A 16,444-nucleotide genomic window follows, 5' to 3' on the forward strand; every position below is an offset into this window, starting at 1 on the left:
TCCCAGCTCTGGGCGTCCACATCAACTGCGGAGCTCTTGGCATCGGCGTGTTCTGCCTTTAGCTGGCAGCTCTCGAGCTCGACGAGCAGCCGATCAGCGACACCCGCGACCTCAAGTTCGACCCGGTTAACTCGATAACACCCTATTGGCAGATTCAGTCGGGGAGGATCTGCCCACTCCGATCACAAGCCGATCTTTCGACCCCGTGGTCGGGAATTCTCCATGGACTTCGTGAACAAGGAATGCAGCGCCGAAAGCCGAAGCGCTTCCGATACATCGACGCCCCTTCCGAGACGGAGCCCCGATTAGGCATTCCTGCCACTCTATCTAGCCGACCCCCGTGGCCGCGTTGCCGATCGGTGCGCACTGGTCGCCTACATCGCCCCGGCACGTGAAGATCGTCTCTGCTGACGCTCGTTGAGCAATTCAGGCCGCCTCCGGCTGGCGTTTGATCAGCGTCAGCGTCAACCAGCGCGCGGTCAGCGCCGGCTTTTTCGAGCCCTCGATCTCAATCGTCACGCCCAGCGCCGTCTGCACCCAGCCCGACGGCCTGACCTTGATGTCGGCCAGTACGAAACGGGTGCGGATGCGCGATCCGGTTTTCACCGGCGCCAGGAAGCGCAGCGATTCGAAGCCATAGTTGACACCCATCTTGCAGTTTTCGAGCGGCCGCATGGTCTCGAAAGTCATCGCCGACAAAAGCGAAAGCGACAGGAAGCCATGTGCGATGGTGCCGCCGAACGGCGTCTCGCGCTTGGCGCGCTCCGGATCGCAGTGGATGAACTGGTGGTCATCGGTGGACTCGGCGAACTGGTCGATCATCCGCTGCGAGACCACCCGCCACGGCGACACGCCGACTTCCTTGCCGACGCTGGCCAGAAGCTCGTCGAGACTGATCGGTTCCAAGCTAATGTCCTCCATTTCAACCGTCCGAAGCGCGAGCGGCTTCATTCCGTGAACAGTGTCAGCCCATGCTGCACCGACTGCCGGCCATCCATCGGCAGGATGGCCCCGGTGAGATGACTGCCGTCACAGCTGCACGAATAGAGCGTTCCGCCGGCAATCTCATTCGGCGCACCGATGCGGCCGATCCGAACATGGCTGCAGACGAGCCGGCTTGTACTCGGTCGCGGTGCGCGTCCGGCAGGCCGCCGAAAGCAGCTCGTCTTGCTACGGATGATCATTCCGCCGGCGCCGCTATGCGGTATTGTCGCAGATTGATAAAATCAATTGTCTGGATAGGAACCATCCGTGTCTCGAATGGTGGAGGAGTAGTCCAGCAGACGGGGTAGCTTGTGGTCCTTCTTGAAGGGCGCCGACCTCATTGGCCGCTAGCTCTGAGCCGGCAAGAAGCGCCAGTTCAATGACATTGGGTGTCGACACGGCAAAGCGGCATCAGATGCTACTTCATGATGCGGAATGGCGCTTGCTTCAAGAAGCGCTCGGCCTGACGTGGAAGCCAGCACCGGATCTGGACTGTCGATATGCGCCCGATATTCGCGCAGCACAGCGGCAACCGCAGCGACGATGATCTCAGCCGTTGCGAGCATGCCAACCTTGGTGCCGGCCACTCTGTTAGCTTGAAGCGCAACGCGCATTTGACCCGTCACCAGACCGGGTTGCGTAACTTGGATTTCCAAGGCGTCTTCCTGGGTTTGCACCGTCAGCGCGCTGACAGCAAGGCAGGTGCGCACGTCAAGGCAAGCGATCGTCTCGATCTCGCGGGCAATTCCAGCCCCACCGCGGGAATCAGACCCTACAACAACGAGCAGATGCGGTTCTCTCCCCAGCGCTATTGTTCTGTCTTTCGATCCATTCTCGCGTGCGCGCTTCTGGGGCGTCGTTCAGCGCAAGGTCGGTGACCACGGCTGCGCTTTCGGCGCCAGCCTCGAAAAACGCCTTCGAGCCGGTCAGGTTGAGGCCGCCGATGGAGACCAATGGGATCGGCGCGACCTGGTGCTTCCACTCGCTGATCCGCTCGAGCCCTTGCGATGCCCATTCATCTTCTTGAGGCTAGTTGGATAGACTGGGCCGAGCGCCACATACTCCGGCTCGGCCACTGGCGCAGTTCGGTGTGATCGTAAGATCGAAAGGCCGAGCTTCAATCCGGCGTATTTCATCGTCAGCATCGGCGGCAGCCAAATCCTTTTGACCAAGATGGGCGAGTCGCAGCCTTCCTCGATTGCCGTGCGCCAATAGTCGTTGACGCTCACTTGGCAACCATGGACCGCGCAGGCGTCGTTCGCGCGGCGGATTTCCGTCTGCAGTCCTTTCTCGTCCATATCCTTTATCCGGAGCTGCACCAGACTCACGCCGAGCGGCACCAGCCGGTCAATCCAGCCGGCACGTCGACGACTTCATGAGAAGACAGCCCTGCCGATGTCGGTGGGTAGCGCGGTTCGAGCATTCCCGAGTTGAAAGCTTCACGACCGGCATCGACCGCTTTGCCGAACGCACGCGCCATGCCGACCGGATCGGCCGCCCTCGGGACCGCCATGTTCAGGAGCACGGCGTCAAACCTGAGCTCCATGACGGTCGCCGCGTACGACGGCCGTCCGAGCCGGGCATCCACAATCAACGGAATGTAGAGGAAATGTCCGCGCATCAACTGGACCTCGGAGCTCAACGCTTCATCGCATTAGAATGAGCGTTCGAAACGCAGGATACCGCCGACACTGCTCTTCTTGTTGGCATTGGCCCAGTTCACTTCGGAAGCTTTCACCTTTCCGACGGCGGAGCCTCCGTAGCGGTCGTAGTCGAGTTCAGCCGTAACTGTGAAATCTGGAAGAAGCGCGTAGGCGACGTTCGCAGCGACACCATAGTTCTTGAGCTGATCACCCGAGAGCTGAAGGTTGAACGAAGTTGTCTCGTTGACGTCGTAAGCGGCGCCAGCCCAAAAAGCCCAGTTCCCGCCCCAAATCTTATAGAAGCCGCGACCATGAGCGTCGATCGCGTTCATGGACTCGTCGTTGAGCTTGCCATTGGAACCGTAGCCGAACATTCCGAACAGCAACAGTTCGTTGGTGACATTGATGTCGACACGGACCTTGGCGGCTACCGATTCGTAGTTGCTATCATAACCAGCAACGCCGGTGATCGCTCCCCAGCCATGTGTGTATTTCAAGCCGCCGACTATGTGCGGAGCGTAGTTGTCGATTGTGCCGACCACGCCTGAGCCTTCTTCGAGCGAAACCACGGCGGAAAAGCCGTTCGCGGCGTCGAAGTAGTACTGGACCACATTGGTATCCAAAGCGCCGTACGGAACCGGCGTCTGGTTGAGTACGTCACCCGCGCCGCCAATAAACATGTCGAAGGCCGACCAGTCCTTACCAACTCGGAGGCCACCAAGCTGAATCCAGGCGGAAGTCAAGATGCTGTCTCCGTTGAAGGCATAGGACCGAGAACTGTCCGAAACCGAAGTGTGGCGGTTACCGAAATTCACGCGGGTTTCGGTGTAGGTCTTCAACGTGCCGAGTTCGGTCTCCTGGCCGGTCCAAGCTTTCAGTGTGAAGCGCGTGTTGTTTTGCCATGTACCCTGATCCTCACCAGTCCTCACATCTGAGGTTCTTGCGTGGTAAAACAATCCGACATCGCCCAAGCCCACGTAGTAGCTAAAATAGCCGCCGATGCGCAGGCAGGTCTCGGTGCCTGAAATATAGACGTAGCTGGAGCCGTAGACGTCGCAGATCTTGAGGTACTCAGTGGGATCAGGCTCGGGGACGATGATCACGGCGCGAGCGTCGGAAGCGGCGATCAGTGCCGCAGTTGAGCCGAGGAGGAGGCTCCCAATGGTCATTGTTGATCTCCGTCTAAATAGTAAAAGGAATCGAGACCGATAAATGATTTTTGCTAAGCAAACGATTGATAGCGAGTCAATCTTAACCTAGGAATGTTGCTGCATCTGCCGCCTTAGGAGAATTTAGAATGTGGTTGAGACTTGCTGTCACATTTATTGAGTAGTTATCACTCCAGACGATCATACAACATTTTTGTACAATCACCCTTTTCACTCCGCGGCGGGCCTCACAAAGGGTGCTACTGCAAATGACGTGCCACCCTGACGACCCAGCTGCGGCTTGAAGCTCAAATGTGCGGGCGGACCTTGGTTCGCTTCTGTTCTTTTTGCCTTGCGGATCCACCCAAGCACGAGCGGCAAACGGTTCGTCTGTTCGCTTGGCGACAGTTTGGCTTAATGGCGACGGCATTGTTTGCTGTGACCCCCGCCGTTGAGGCATCATGCGGCGGCCACCGCTCGGTACGACGCCGTCACTTTGGCGAGCTGATGGTCGATAACCACGCGCCGCAGCCTTGCACCACTGAGTCGGTAGGCGCCAGCCTTGGCATTGCGGCGGACCTGACGGTCACGTCGAGCAGGTTTTCGTGCTGAAAGCGGCGCGGCACAGCTAATGCTTCTTGCCAGCAATTCACACAACGAGCTCATCGAGACGGCAGAGATCATTATGGGCGGCGCTAGCTGGCGTGCAAAGTCTGGACCCAACACCGTATTGTCTCATCGGATGCGGCATCTGCGCTCAGAAGAGTCTCCCACGCGCAGATGAAGGGAAGGGACGTCGAACAAAACGGTGCGCGTGAGGGTTTCGGCGGGGACACCATCGTCAGTCGCTGACCGAGTGCGCTCAGACCATCACTGTCCAGCCAAGACTGAACGGCGCCCATTGCTAAAAATTTCGAGCCCAAAGCGGAACGGACTGACATAGCGCAAAGACGCAGGCGAGCGCAGCGGTAAGGTTGGATGTTATCAGCATGGGACGGTAACCGTTGCAGACCACGAAATTTCGAGAGGCCCGGCTGCCTTGGTACACTATCTATCCGGCTGTGTCGGAGTTCTCTGGGGCGGTCGGCGCCGAGGCTTATGAGGAATGGCTCAGGAACCTGCCGGCTGATGATCCGGTGTCACTCTATCTGCACGTTCCGTTCTGCCGATCAGCCTGCTGGTATTGCGGCTTCCCAACCAACATCACCCGCCGTGATGCGCCCATCCTCAACTATCTGGCGGCGCTGCGTGACGAGATCCGTCTGGTTTCGGAGCGAGTGCCGAAGACGTTGCCCGTGAGCGACATACATTTCGGCGGCGGAACGCCGTCTCTCATCGGACCAGCCGAGTTCCTCGCTCTGATGGAGTTCCTGCGATGCCGCTTCGCCATCTCGAAAACAGCTACGGTCGCCATCGAGATCGATCCACGCACGCTCACGCCCGAGATGGCGGAAGGCTTGGGAGCGGCCGGCGTGAACCGCGCGAGCCTGGGCGTACAGAGCTTCGATCCCATTGTTCAAAAAGCGATCAACCGAATCCAGAGCGAGGCCCAGACGTCGGCTGCCGTGGAAGTGCTGCGCCGGCATAGAGTAAGCCGCATCAACTTCGACCTCATCTACGGCCTGCCGCGTCAAACGGTGGAGTCGTGCGTCGAAACGGTGAGGGCGGCGGTCGCCATGCGCCCCGACCGGCTTGCCTTGTTCGGCTACTCGCACATCCCATCCCAAGTAAAGAATCAGCGCCTCATCGAGGCGGAATTTCTTCCCGACAGCGCTGCCCGCGCTGAACAGTATGCGGCTGTCGCCGTGACGCTGATTGCCGCCGGCTACCGACAGATCGGGCTCGACCATTTCGCCTTGCCGGACGACGAGCTCGCGCTGGCACAGGAAACAGGTCGCCTGCGACGTAACTCGTTGGGCTACTCGGCCGATACCTGCAGAACCCTGATCGGTTTCGGCGCGTCGGCTATCGGCCGCATCGGCCAGGGATACGTTCAAAACGAAGTTACACGGGATTCCTACATCCAGCACATCGCAGCTGGCCGACTGGCTACATCGAAGGGCCATCGCCTCACAGACGACGACCGCGTGCGAGCCGCAATTATCGAGCGATTAATGTGCGATTTCGAGGCTGACGTGCCGGCAATCTGTGTCGCCCACGGATCTGATCCGATCCGTCTTCGCGATTCGGCTGAGCGCTTGGCCATGCTGGCCAAGGACGGGATAGTGGACTTCGAAAACGGCTTTGTCCGCGTACGGCGGGAGCATCGCTTTGGGATTCGCGCTGTCGCTGCCGCATTCGATGTGTTTAGGGATGGCGTTACGTATATCCCGCAGCAGCTTAATGCGATGCAAAGCACGACATAGTCCGGCATCAATGTCTCCGCTTGGAACCGCCGGCCTACTTGCCACGCCGGCCGGGCGCTGGTCTGGCAAGTGGGCTTTCCGTTTGCCAATGCGTTCGTTCCCGGCCCTCGCGGGGCGGCGAGTCCCTGCCGTGAGCGCCTCACCCGCGAGGCTACATGGCGGCCGTGGAGATTACCTCAGCAGCGGCGCCCGATCGGAAACCTTAGCACCTCAGCGCTTTGGCGTGGCTGCTTGAACTCTTCGACGGCAACCGCCTCAATTAGCAGGTCCAAGGCTTCGCGGCCCCTTTGACTCATCGGGTCATCCCCACAAAGGTAGTCATACGCTCGATCTAAATGCACTCGGGCGGCGGAAAATCGCTTGTCATATCATAGAACCCTCTCTACCCGCCCGCATTGCCGTCTACGAGGTGAAGGTAGTGCAATCGTCAATATGTACAGAAAAACTTGAATTAAATCGGAGATGATCATGGAGGCCGAGTTCCCTGACCTGATGCCGCCATCGAGCCCGCCGACGACCACTCGCTGGCGCTCGGTCGCTTCATAAATGCCGAGCACCCCGTCCCGAGACCACCTCTGACCTCCCTCCTTCGATGCTAGACGCGTGGAAGACATGGCTGCGCCGCCGCTGCGAGAAAGGCGTGTCCCGTCGCGCGGCGGCTGCATAGTGGGCAGCCAGCGCCGGGAGCTAATCGGCAAAGCCGCGTGTGGCGATTTTGCATAGCGGGCGCAGGCGAATCGCCACGCCCGTCCAGCATGTCCGATGCCGCGTAGGCCGCCAGGATCCCTGAGCGGAGTGCATGCACGATCCCGCGTGATGACAGTGGATCGGCACAGAACAGGCAGTCGCCCGCCGCGACCCAGCGGTCACCGGCGGCGGGATCGATCGTTGCGGTTCCCGCCGCCTTGATCATGCTGGCGGTCTCGATTGCGTTGGGCGGCACGAGCGGCGCGACGGACTGCGTTGCGGCTAAAGCGCGGTACCAATGTCCGGCTTTGCGCAGTTCGCTGCCCAGATCCGGATCGGTGAGGCACGCGCAAGTCGGCGCTGTACCACCAGCCTTCGGGACGCGCCTCGACGACCATGCTGCAATCGCCCGGTGCGCGGTCGAAAAAGCGTGTGTAGGCGGCAAGATGTCCGTGCATGGCGAGCTTGGCGCCGAAACATCGCGCCAGCCTCCAACTGGACCGGTCGCCCAAACCACGGCGCGGGCAACGATAGCTTCATCGGCCAGCTTGAGCAGCCAGCCTTGATCGTCGCGCACTGCCGAACCCACCGCCGAGCCAAACCGCGTGTCCACACCTGCCGCCTTGGCCGCCTGCACCATCAGCCGGTCGAATCGCGTCCGGTCGAGCTGCCAGCCGGCACCTTGAGCGGAAAACATGCCGTGCCGCTCGCTGGGAACTTCATTGGCCCACACCGAAACAAGCGCACGGTTTTCAACGAAGCCGGCCTCGGCGAACGGCGTCCAGACACCAAGCTGACGCAGCAGACCATTCGCTACTGCCGGCAGCACCTCTCCCGGCTTTGGCCGATCATGCCTTCCTGCTTCCAGCAACAGCACGCTCCGCGCGGGTGCATCGTTGCCAACGCCAGTCCGGATGTGGTCGCCGCCGAACGTGATCGTCTCAGCGAGCTGGCGGGACAAAATGCCAACCTCAAGATAGCGTTGGCCCGGATCAGCGAGGCGGACTGAGGAAGACTTTAAATTCAAAAGGTGACTCGCGGCAATAGTCGCGTGCCGCTGTAGCCCCAGGCTCCGCTTCACCGTGGGGACCGATCGGTCGCACTCTCAGCCTGGGGTTCTTCCCTGCCACCCATCATCGAATTTTGGTGGATTGTCCGTCTCCCGCACCAGTTTGAGCGCGATAGACAAGAATCGCGTTTTCTGTGCCGGCCGGGCTTCAATGACGGGGATGGCGAAAAGCTGAGTGCTCGGGCTTGCGGGCCGAGCTTGTCGGCCGCCCGATGGAAAGGGTCATTTGAGGTGGGGTCTCGGCCGCGTGCAGCTGAAAGACACGCTCGTCCAGTTCCTTGTCCACTTCCGTCAGACGATGATTGAGGCGAAGGTAGTCCGTCCAGGTCGGCGTGCGGAACGTTTCCGTCCAATGCATAGGCTTCTGCAAGTTCCGCTGGAGCGTCCAGTTCCGAGCACCGACCCGGCTGTGTACATGACGCCGCTGCCGCATGAGGTCGAGGAAAGCCTCGAGATTTCTCTCGGCAATCAGATATTCGACCTTGACCACGATCGGGCCGCTTCTCGGCTTCAGATTGAGAGCGACAGCCGGGGCATCGAATTCCTCCAGAGGATCGGGCTCTGAGTCGCGGCGCTCGCGAAGAGGAAACAGAACGCCGGCTGCAGCGACGAACATCAGGGAGGCAGCGGAACCCTCCAGCGCCAGAGCCAGCGAATGGTTTTCGGCCACCGTGCCCCACACCCAGCTGCCGAGCGCGATGCCGCCGTCTATCAAAGCATAGTAGATCGAGATGGTGCGCCCCACGACCCAGCGCGGGCTCGCCAGCTGCACGCTCACACCAACCCCGGACCAGGCGGTCACCCAGCCCGCGCCGCCCAAGGCGAGTGCAATTGCCGCCACGGCAATCGAAGATGTCAGTGCCAGGGAGAGAGAACACGCCGCGCAGGCGACGCAGGAGAGCCTCATCAGCCTTTCTTGCGACAAGCTCCGTCTGAACAGGCTGTTGGAGAGGCCGGCGAAAACGGCACCGGTCCCGAAGCCGGCCATGAGCGCGCCATAGGCAAGCGGGCCTCCTCCCAGCTGGTCGCGGACAACCACCGGCAGCAGCGCGAGTATGGCAATGCTCGCCAGGCCAAAGAGGGTTCCGCGCGCGATCGCTGCCTTAATCTCCGATGACATCGCCGTGAAGCGCAGCCCGTCATAAATTGCCGTCCTCATCGACTCGCGGGGAAGAGGGGAGGAACGAACCTTCCACTTGCAGCGCCAAATGGTAGCCAAGGGTACGAAATAGGTGAGCGTGGTTACGGCGAATGCCGCCATAAGGCCAAATGAGGCAACCACAATGCCGCCGAGCGCCGGACCCACAGTCCGGACGGTGTTGAAGCCAACAGAAAGCAGGGTGACGGCAGCGGGAACATCGCGTCGATCCACGATATCGCCAACCGACGCTTGCCAGGCCGGATCATTGAGAGCACCGCCGCTTGCGATCAAGAAGCTGAAGCCGAGGATCATCCACGGACTGACAAAGCCCAGCGCCACGGACGCGGTCAGCATCGCGGACGCAATCACCATAAGGCACCGACCGGCGAACATGACCCGGCGCCGGCTGAAATTATCGGCGAGCGCTCCGGCAAAAACGGACAGGACGAAAGCGGGCAGGTTCGATGAAGCCTGCACCAGCGCAACCATCAGATCGGAAGTCGAGATCGTTGCCATCAGCCAGCTGATGGCGACAGTCTGCATCAACCAGCCGAGGCTTGAAACCTGCGTCGCGAGCCAGATCGAACGAAAGGTCGGCTGCAGAAGTGGCCCAAAGGTCGTTGGTGCAGCCAAATCTTCGTTTGATCCAGCCACCCTACTCATTTTGCGAACCTTTGCTTTCCGTTATTGTCGTTTCGCATGTAATCTAGGCTGAACCGTGGCGGCGGGAAGAATAGATAGGAACTGGTTGCCTCCGACGAGTGCAGCACAGTTTCCTCGGCATTGAGGGTCGCGGCACGCGGGCGTGGGCCGGCTCACTCGCCTTCGAAGATGCCTTGTCAAGGTCGGATTCACTTGTCGCTTAACGCACCAGGTTTAATCAACGCGCACTTTGCGGAGCGATGCCTTTTCGCGAAACGCGACCCTGTTCTTTGTTGAAGACTTATTCATCAGCGGCGTTCGATGCGCTGCGTGTGGCTTAGGGAGAGTGAGGACGCTTGCAGATCTTCGACAGGATCGATTCACTGATAGGCGCAGACGATTGCCGGGCCGCGATCGAAGAGGCGCGCGCCTTGCTACTTCGATTCGAACAATGGTCTGTTGCGCTCACGCATGCGATAGACGACTTTCTGCTCGACCTGATAAGGCTAGCTTTCATTGTTGAATGTTACGGACGCGGCTTTGAACTTTTGGCGCGAACGCTGGCTCGTAGAAGACCGGCAAAGGTCAGGCTTTTGTCGGAACAGGTCTATTCCGCCAGAGAGAAATGACGCCCAAAGCTTGTTGCTAACCGGCTATCGCGCCGCGTTCCGCCACAGTGACGAAGGCAATTGACCACGTTCGACCACCAAAAAATAGGCGGAAAACCGGGGCCCTTTATGAGGCAGACTCGGTGTGGATTGTTCCGCGAATCTGAAAACTGCGGGTCCATTTCGTGGCGTCCGGCCGTCCGCTGGCCTTCATCGCGGCAATCGCCGCCCGCCACCTCAGATGCCGCCCATGCAGAGGTACTTCATTTCAAGATAGTCTTCGAGGCCGTGGCGGGAACCTTCCCGCCCGATGCCGGACTGTTTTATCCCACCAAAAGGCGCGGCTTCTGAGGACATGCGTCCTGTGTTGATCCCCACCATGCCATATTCCAGCGCCTCGGCCACACGCCAGACACGCTTCAGGTTGGAAGCATAGAAGTAGGCGGCGAGGCCGTATATCGTATCGTTGGCCTCACGGACGGCCTGATCAGCATCCTCGAAGCGGATAATCGGCGCCAAGGGTCCAAAGGTCTCTTCTTGCGCCACGATCATTTCCCTTGCGACGTTGCTGAGGATCGTCGGCTGGAAAAAGTTGCCATCGCTGCCGATCCGGCCGCCGCCACATCGGATCGCGCCACCTTTGGCCAAGGCATCGGCAATGTGAAGTTCGATCTTGGCCAGTGCATGCCCGTCGATCAGCGGACCGATGGCGACACCTGGATCGAAGCCGTCGCCGACCTGAAGCTCACGGACACGCTCCACGAATTTGGCGACGAATTCGTCATGAACGCCCGACTGGACGTAAAGCCGGTTGGCGGAAACGCAGGTCTGGCCGGCATTGCGAAACTTGGCCTGGATCGCACCGTCGACGGCAGCATCGACGTCGGCATCATCAAAGACAATGAAAGGCGCATTGCCACCCAACTCTAGACCGACTTTCTTTATCTGGTCCGAGCACTGGCGCATGAGCAATCGGCCGACCTCGGTCGAACCGGTGAAACTGATCTTGCGGACCTTGGGGTTGGAGCAGAGTTCGCGGCCGACCGTATTGCCTTCGGAGGCGTAGATGAGGTTGACGACGCCTTCGGGAAAGCCGGCAAGATGGGCCAGAGCAAACATTGCACCTGCCACGAGGGGCGTCTGTTCAGCAGGTTTGAGCACGATGGTGCAGCCGGCGGCGAGAGCCGGCGAGATCTTGCGCGCAACCATTGAGGCGGGGAAGTTCCAGGGCGTGATCGTTCCAACGACGCCGATCGGCTGTTTGATCACCAGCATGCGACGGTCTGTAGAGGGCGGCGAGATCGTCTCACCATAGATGCGATTAGCCTCTTCGGCGTACCATTGCAGATATGCGGCCGCATGCGCCACCTCAGACTTCGCTTCGGCTAGGGGCTTGCCCATCTCCGCAGTGAGGATCGCTGCAAGATCGTCGGTTGGTCGACGATCAGTTGGTGCCAACGCCAGAGGATGTCGCTGCGCTCGCGCGCGGTCAGTGCGACCCATTCAGGTTGCGCCACATGAGCTTTGTCGATCGCCGCGCGCGTCTCCTCAACACCCATGTCGGGCAGTTCCCCGAGCACCTCGCCGGTCGAAGGGTTTGATACCTCGAAGGTCCGCTCGCTTACTGGCATGCCAAGAGCCGGCACCCGGTCAATGGCTCCGAACAGCTCGCGCGATTTCAGGTGGCGAAGCATTGGCTTGTACAAGGGCAACGCGAATCCTCCTCGATGCAATTGGCGTGTCACACGACTTTTTGGATTATCCGCTGGCCTATGGTTTCGCATAGGGCCTCAGTGAGGGGCCACTAGACCCACTCGAATCCACTCAACCGAAACTGATGTCAGTTGTGCGAAACAGTCCGACCATTTCTCGAAACAAGAGATCGAATCCATGCCGTTGCTCGCGCACTGGAGGGCAAATCGTGATCCTGCCGCGCTGTCAGATATTCCAGTCCAACCGCCCGTGAACGCGCTGGAGCACTGCGCGTCTTTTTTGCGGAAATATAAGTGCCGAGGTCAGATTTGAAGCTGCCGCAGCGCTCAGTTCAGCAGGGCTATCCCTGATCTATGGCCTTGCTTTGATGGTGGGAGCGCTCTTTGCGGACCATGTCGTACGACTCGATATACGCCATCTCCAGAAGGTATCCTAGGAACTGCAGCCTGTGAGACCCCGCGATCTGATTCAGTTCGCTGAGCATTGCGCTGATGAAGGCAAGCGCCTTGGCCCGGTCGGATCTCAATCCCTTGTCGATCATCGTACGTCCCCACTTCCGCAGATTGCTCCTATATGGAGCGCGCTCTATTCAGTTCAGATGCTTCTGGATGCATGCTTCGATAGGCACGTCCATGCCGATGTCGAGGATTGGCGCGCTGTGCGTAAGCGTCGTCTTTCGCGTGCAGACGATCCGTGCTTTCTGACCGCGCACCGCCTCGACGATCTCGGCCGTTGCCGTCGCAATGCCGCTGAGATGGCAGAGAAAATTGAGCGCTGTACGCTCGGCCGCAAGCATTCCACGCGCCGGTCCACTCACCCTTGCAATAGTCTCACCCGCCGCGATCCTGCTGCCGTCCAGACGTCCAAAATTTATGTCGATCGACGGATCAACAAGCATGAAAGCGTAGGCTACCAGATCAAGACCGGCAACAACGCCAGACTGCCGTGCTCTGAACGCAAAGGTGGCCTTGCAGTCAAAGGGTATAATCGCATCGCTGGTAAGGTCACCGGCTTTGCCCAGATCCTCAAGTAGAGCGCAACGCACGATCGGCTCGATCACGATCCCGGGAAGGGGTGGAGGTGACGTCATCAGGCACTCCGTTCCGCGGGCCGCAGAATAAGTTCGGCCGCAACCGTCATTGCTGAGGCTGATCGACCAGCACGGTATCGATGACGCGGAAAATCTCCATGAGCAGCGAAGCGCTTGCTCCGAGACCGCACCCGACCTTGCCGAGGCAAACTTTGTTTACCATCGGCTGAATCCGGCACGTGTGACGCGTATGACCACCATGATCTTCGGCACTGCCCCCGAGCATCTAGGAAAAATCGTAGATCGGTATCTGAGATGGAAAGGACTGAGCCTAGCAGAAATCCTTACCCTCTGGCTTTCTCCATGCTGCTCACCGCTAACTTCCTCAACCGAGCCAGCTTGAAAGGTTCTAAAGGGACGATCGGCTTTTGGGCCGTGACCATATCAGCAACTAGATGGGCTGCCCCCGGTCCGATCCCAAATCCATGACCCGAGAACCCGCTGGCGATTACCAAGCCCGAAATATCGTCGACCGTGTCGATGACGGGCACCGCATCCGGCGTGACATCGATAGCGCATCCCCAGCTCTCTTCGAGTTTGACGTTGGCAAACTCAGGGAAAACTTTCCTTAGGTTGCTCAGCCCCTCGCTAAGGATTTTCTCCGAAGGCTTTGGGTTGAGAACCCGGGTTGTTTCGAAGGGGGTGACCTCATCCGATCGCCACCTCTTCGGGGTGTTCATTTCCCTAAAGAACTGACTGCTGAAGCGAAGCCGTATTTCATTTCCTTCCGACCGAAAGGCAGGAAGGAACTGGAAGAACAAACGGAAGCTATCCGGAACGATTTGCGCGATGTTCGCGTTTTTCTGAGCTATCGTATAGCCACCGTCAAGGCGCTTGCGAAAAGCGAAGTCCCGACCGGCGACCGCACACTCAGGAGGTCCGTCTACCCGCTGCGTGCGCATGACCGATCCGATGACTTTCAATTGGGGGAAATCGATGCCCAAGTTGCTGCAGAATAATCTCGTCCATGCGCCGGTCGCCAGGACGACGGACTTGCAGCGAATTTCCCCATGCTCCGTTACGACGGAATGGACCGAGCCCGCCGCTGTTTCAATGCAACGCACAGCACAATCTTCAATGATCTGCCCGCCGCGTGTGCGTAATGAAGCCGCAATGGCTTGCGTCGCCATGGAAGGTTCGGCGCGTCCATCGCTTTTGGTAAACAGCGCACCTTCCCAATGACCCTTGAGCGTTGGGAAACGCTCTTTCAAACCACTTTGCCTAAGTAGGGAGGAATCGAGATCATGCTGCTTGGCGAATGCTAGCCATTCTTCATACTTTTGGATGTCCTTCTGGTCTTTGCACAAATAGTAGATGCCGGTTTCGCGGTATCCTGTCTCGATGCCTGTAAGCGCGTTCATTCCAGCCCATAGCTTTGCGCTGGCGATAGCCATGGGTATCTCGGCTGGATCGCGCCCCATCTTGCGCACCCACCCCCAATTGCGGCTGGATTGTTCGCATGCGACATGACCTTTTTCACACACGACGACGGACAGCCCGCGCCGTGCAAGAAACAGCGCGGTGGCTGTTCCGATGATGCCGGCGCCAACAACAACGACATCTGCTCTCGCGGGTATGGCCTTGGGCGTCTGATTTGTTTGGTGAGAGATGATGCTCGGATCGGTCATTTGTTGGATCCGCCCACTGCTCGATCAGATAGCGACCCTGCCATGGCCGATACGGCAACATGCAGTGCAACCATGCCCGGATCGTCGGCTCCTACCCCCTTGGATGGCTCCAGCCGCAGCCTCCCCATGATTGCCGGGCAACTGCGAAACTCCGCCAGCGCATCAGCGGTCGCTTGTTGCGCTGTGGCTCTCATCACTTCTGCAGTAGAGATCCCCTCGATGCTCCGTGCGACCCGAGCTATTCCGTCCAGCACCGTCTTGTCGCCGAGTCTGGCCTTTGACCGGGCCTGCATAGTCTCAACGGCATTTGACAACGCGGGCGCCATCTCGATCCAGGCAACCTCGTCTTTTGCCGACCAAGTCTTTCCCAGCTTGATCAGTCCCGTCATTACTACGGCACTCAGGCTTGAGCCTGAGGTCCGCGCAATTGTTTTTGCAATCCGCATTAGGCTCTCGCCGACGTCATCCGGATAAATGGTCTCATCGGCAAGCAACGCCTGTGAAACTGTCGCCAAGGTAGTGCCCATGTCACCGTCACCACCCGCAGCATCAAGCTTGTTAAACCGATCTTTGCTCTCGACGAGCGCTAGTGCGACGCGCCGCATCGCGGCGCCGACATCCGATCCCGTGAAGATGGTCGCCATCACGCTCTCCACAAGGGACATTGGGCAGGAGCATTCAACAAACCGAGCAGTTCATCGTCGACCTGCATAACGCTCACCGAGGCGCCCGCCATTTCCATTGAAGTCACGTATTCACCAGCAAGTGAGTAGGCGATTCTCAGACCCGCCGCCTCAAGCAGCTGGGCCACTTTGCGGTACACAATATAAAGTTCTTCCAGCGGTGTGGCGCCAAAACTGTTGACTAGTACCGCTACTTTGGTCCCCGCTACGGGTTTGAGATCGTCCAACAGTCGCTCGACCATCTCTGCGGCAATTTCGTCAGCGGGTTTAAGCGCCCCGCGCCACAATCCTTTCTCACCATGAATGCCCATACCCATTTCAATGGCATATTCTTCAAGCTCAAATGTCGGTTGGCCCGCCTGCGGTACTGTGCAGGCCGATAGCGCTACTCCTATGGACCGGCAACCAGCCACGGCCTTTTCAGTCACCGCTTTCACCTCAGGTAGACTAAGTCCCCTTTCCGCCGCGGCTCCAGCAACTTTGAATGCGAATATGATTCCAGCCACACCACGGCGCGTCTCTGCTCGATCCTTGTCTGCACTTGCAACGTCATCGGCCACAATTACGGTGGCGCAGTCCTTGCCCTCAGCGGTCAACATGTCATTGACCATGGCAAACACCATGGTGTCGCCGCCATAATTGGCAATGACTGACAGTACGCCCCCGCCGCAGTCAGCCGCGTTCAGGCACTCGGATATATCGTCGTACGACGGGCCGGCGAACACATGCCCGACAGCGCAGGCATCCAGCAGTCCTTCTCCGACATATCCGGCAAACAACGGCAAGTGCCCGAACCCACCGCCGGACACAACTCCAACTTTGCCTCCGGCCTTTTTCTTAGCCCGTTCAACGACACGGCCGTTGCTGCCCGAAATCCTGTAGGCACCCTGGTGCGCCAAGCTCATCCCCGCCAGCGCTTCATCCACATATTTCTCAGGACTGTTGATCAGCTTCTTCATGTTCTCGCTCTGCCAGTCTATCGCTTCGGTTCTTATCCGGTGGGGCCCCAAGCCACTGCAGTGTTTTCAAAAGCCCTCGCAAT

General features: G+C 59.1%; 11 protein-coding genes and 4 pseudogenes. 2 read left to right on the top strand and 13 right to left on the bottom strand.

The genetic code is table 11. The features are described 5' to 3' along the window. Positions 1 to 426 precede the first annotated feature (426 nt). From NKJ67_RS24700 to NKJ67_RS24720, 5 genes and pseudogenes are all read right to left on the bottom strand, one after another. A complete protein-coding gene (locus tag NKJ67_RS24700; RefSeq protein WP_031246656.1) occupies positions 427 to 921 on the bottom strand; it encodes a MaoC family dehydratase in 495 nt (164 codons plus the stop codon). A 410-nt stretch (positions 922 to 1,331) separates the two neighbouring features. Further along, positions 1,332 to 1,694 (bottom strand): bifunctional hydroxymethylpyrimidine kinase/phosphomethylpyrimidine kinase, encoded by a 363-nt coding sequence (locus tag NKJ67_RS24705; protein WP_352583651.1) that lies wholly within the window; start codon positions 1,692 to 1,694, stop codon positions 1,332 to 1,334. 55 nt (positions 1,695 to 1,749) lie between these two features. Next, a pseudogene (locus NKJ67_RS24710) lies at positions 1,750 to 2,312 on the bottom strand (thiamine phosphate synthase). Continuing rightward, positions 2,309 to 2,605 (bottom strand): annotated as a pseudogene (locus tag NKJ67_RS24715) (hypothetical protein); the annotation flags it as partial. The pseudogenes NKJ67_RS24710 and NKJ67_RS24715, both read right to left, overlap by 4 nt. Before the next feature lie 33 nt (positions 2,606 to 2,638). After that, the gene (locus NKJ67_RS24720) at positions 2,639 to 3,796 is read right to left on the bottom strand and encodes a porin (protein ID WP_352583653.1); all 1,158 of its coding nucleotides are present in this window, start codon (positions 3,794 to 3,796) and stop codon (positions 2,639 to 2,641) included. A gap of 983 nt (positions 3,797 to 4,779) precedes the next feature. Here NKJ67_RS24720 and hemN point away from each other — a divergent pair. Next, entirely contained in the window at positions 4,780 to 6,141 is a 1,362-nt protein-coding gene (gene hemN / locus NKJ67_RS24725) for an oxygen-independent coproporphyrinogen III oxidase (protein WP_352583655.1), read from the top strand. 595 nt (positions 6,142 to 6,736) lie between these two features. Here hemN and NKJ67_RS24730 read toward each other — a convergent pair. Together NKJ67_RS24730 and NKJ67_RS24735 are read right to left on the bottom strand one after the other, a co-directional pair. Beyond that, complete coding sequence (locus NKJ67_RS24730) at positions 6,737 to 7,789, bottom strand: NAD(P)/FAD-dependent oxidoreductase (protein ID WP_352583657.1); 1,053 nt, start codon at positions 7,787 to 7,789, stop codon at positions 6,737 to 6,739. 256 nt (positions 7,790 to 8,045) lie between these two features. After that, positions 8,046 to 9,701, bottom strand: coding sequence for an MFS transporter (locus tag NKJ67_RS24735; protein ID WP_352583659.1), 1,656 nt, complete (start codon positions 9,699 to 9,701; stop codon positions 8,046 to 8,048). Positions 9,702 to 10,036: 335 nt separating this feature from the next. On the opposite strand from NKJ67_RS24735, the gene NKJ67_RS24740 reads away from it, so the two are divergent. Further along, the gene (locus NKJ67_RS24740) at positions 10,037 to 10,309 is read left to right on the top strand and encodes a hypothetical protein (protein ID WP_352583661.1); all 273 of its coding nucleotides are present in this window, start codon (positions 10,037 to 10,039) and stop codon (positions 10,307 to 10,309) included. A gap of 216 nt (positions 10,310 to 10,525) precedes the next feature. Here the strand turns inward: NKJ67_RS24740 and NKJ67_RS24745 are convergent. The 6 genes and pseudogenes from NKJ67_RS24745 to NKJ67_RS24770 form a co-directional block, all read right to left on the bottom strand. Further along, positions 10,526 to 11,982: pseudogene (locus NKJ67_RS24745) on the bottom strand (NAD-dependent succinate-semialdehyde dehydrogenase). 359 nt (positions 11,983 to 12,341) lie between these two features. Then, the gene (locus NKJ67_RS24750; RefSeq protein WP_023693535.1) at positions 12,342 to 12,542 is read right to left on the bottom strand and encodes a hypothetical protein; all 201 of its coding nucleotides are present in this window, start codon (positions 12,540 to 12,542) and stop codon (positions 12,342 to 12,344) included. Positions 12,543 to 12,668: 126 nt separating this feature from the next. Beyond that, positions 12,669 to 13,091, bottom strand: a pseudogene (locus NKJ67_RS24755) (nicotinate-nucleotide diphosphorylase); the annotation flags it as partial. A 284-nt stretch (positions 13,092 to 13,375) separates the two neighbouring features. Further along, complete coding sequence (locus NKJ67_RS24760) at positions 13,376 to 14,719, bottom strand: NAD(P)/FAD-dependent oxidoreductase (RefSeq protein WP_352583663.1); 1,344 nt, start codon at positions 14,717 to 14,719, stop codon at positions 13,376 to 13,378. Continuing rightward, positions 14,716 to 15,363: a DAK2 domain-containing protein gene (locus tag NKJ67_RS24765; RefSeq protein ID WP_352583665.1), complete on the bottom strand. Its 648-nt coding sequence runs from the start codon at positions 15,361 to 15,363 to the stop codon at positions 14,716 to 14,718. The genes NKJ67_RS24760 and NKJ67_RS24765 overlap by 4 nt, the downstream gene beginning before the upstream one ends. Further along, positions 15,363 to 16,361 (bottom strand): dihydroxyacetone kinase subunit DhaK, encoded by a 999-nt coding sequence (locus tag NKJ67_RS24770; RefSeq protein ID WP_352583667.1) that lies wholly within the window; start codon positions 16,359 to 16,361, stop codon positions 15,363 to 15,365. Before NKJ67_RS24770 ends, NKJ67_RS24765 begins: the two co-directional genes overlap by 1 nt. Positions 16,362 to 16,444: the final 83 nt, after the last annotated feature.

The organism is Mesorhizobium sp. M0088, from assembly GCF_040322895.1.
In the GTDB taxonomy this organism is placed as follows: Bacteria; Pseudomonadota; Alphaproteobacteria; order Rhizobiales; family Rhizobiaceae; genus Mesorhizobium.

Coding starts and splice junctions, on each gene's coding strand:
- NKJ67_RS24700 (WP_031246656.1), bottom strand. CDS start 921: ATGGAGGACATTAGCTTGGAACCGATCAGTCTCGACGAGCTTCTGGCC.
- NKJ67_RS24750 (WP_023693535.1), bottom strand. CDS start 12,542: ATGATCGACAAGGGATTGAGATCCGACCGGGCCAAGGCGCTTGCCTTC.
- NKJ67_RS24720 (WP_352583653.1), bottom strand. CDS start 3,796: ATGACCATTGGGAGCCTCCTCCTCGGCTCAACTGCGGCACTGATCGCC.
- NKJ67_RS24765 (WP_352583665.1), bottom strand. CDS start 15,363: ATGGCGACCATCTTCACGGGATCGGATGTCGGCGCCGCGATGCGGCGC.
- NKJ67_RS24735 (WP_352583659.1), bottom strand. CDS start 9,701: ATGAGTAGGGTGGCTGGATCAAACGAAGATTTGGCTGCACCAACGACC.
- NKJ67_RS24770 (WP_352583667.1), bottom strand. CDS start 16,361: ATGAAGAAGCTGATCAACAGTCCTGAGAAATATGTGGATGAAGCGCTG.
- NKJ67_RS24760 (WP_352583663.1), bottom strand. CDS start 14,719: ATGACCGATCCGAGCATCATCTCTCACCAAACAAATCAGACGCCCAAG.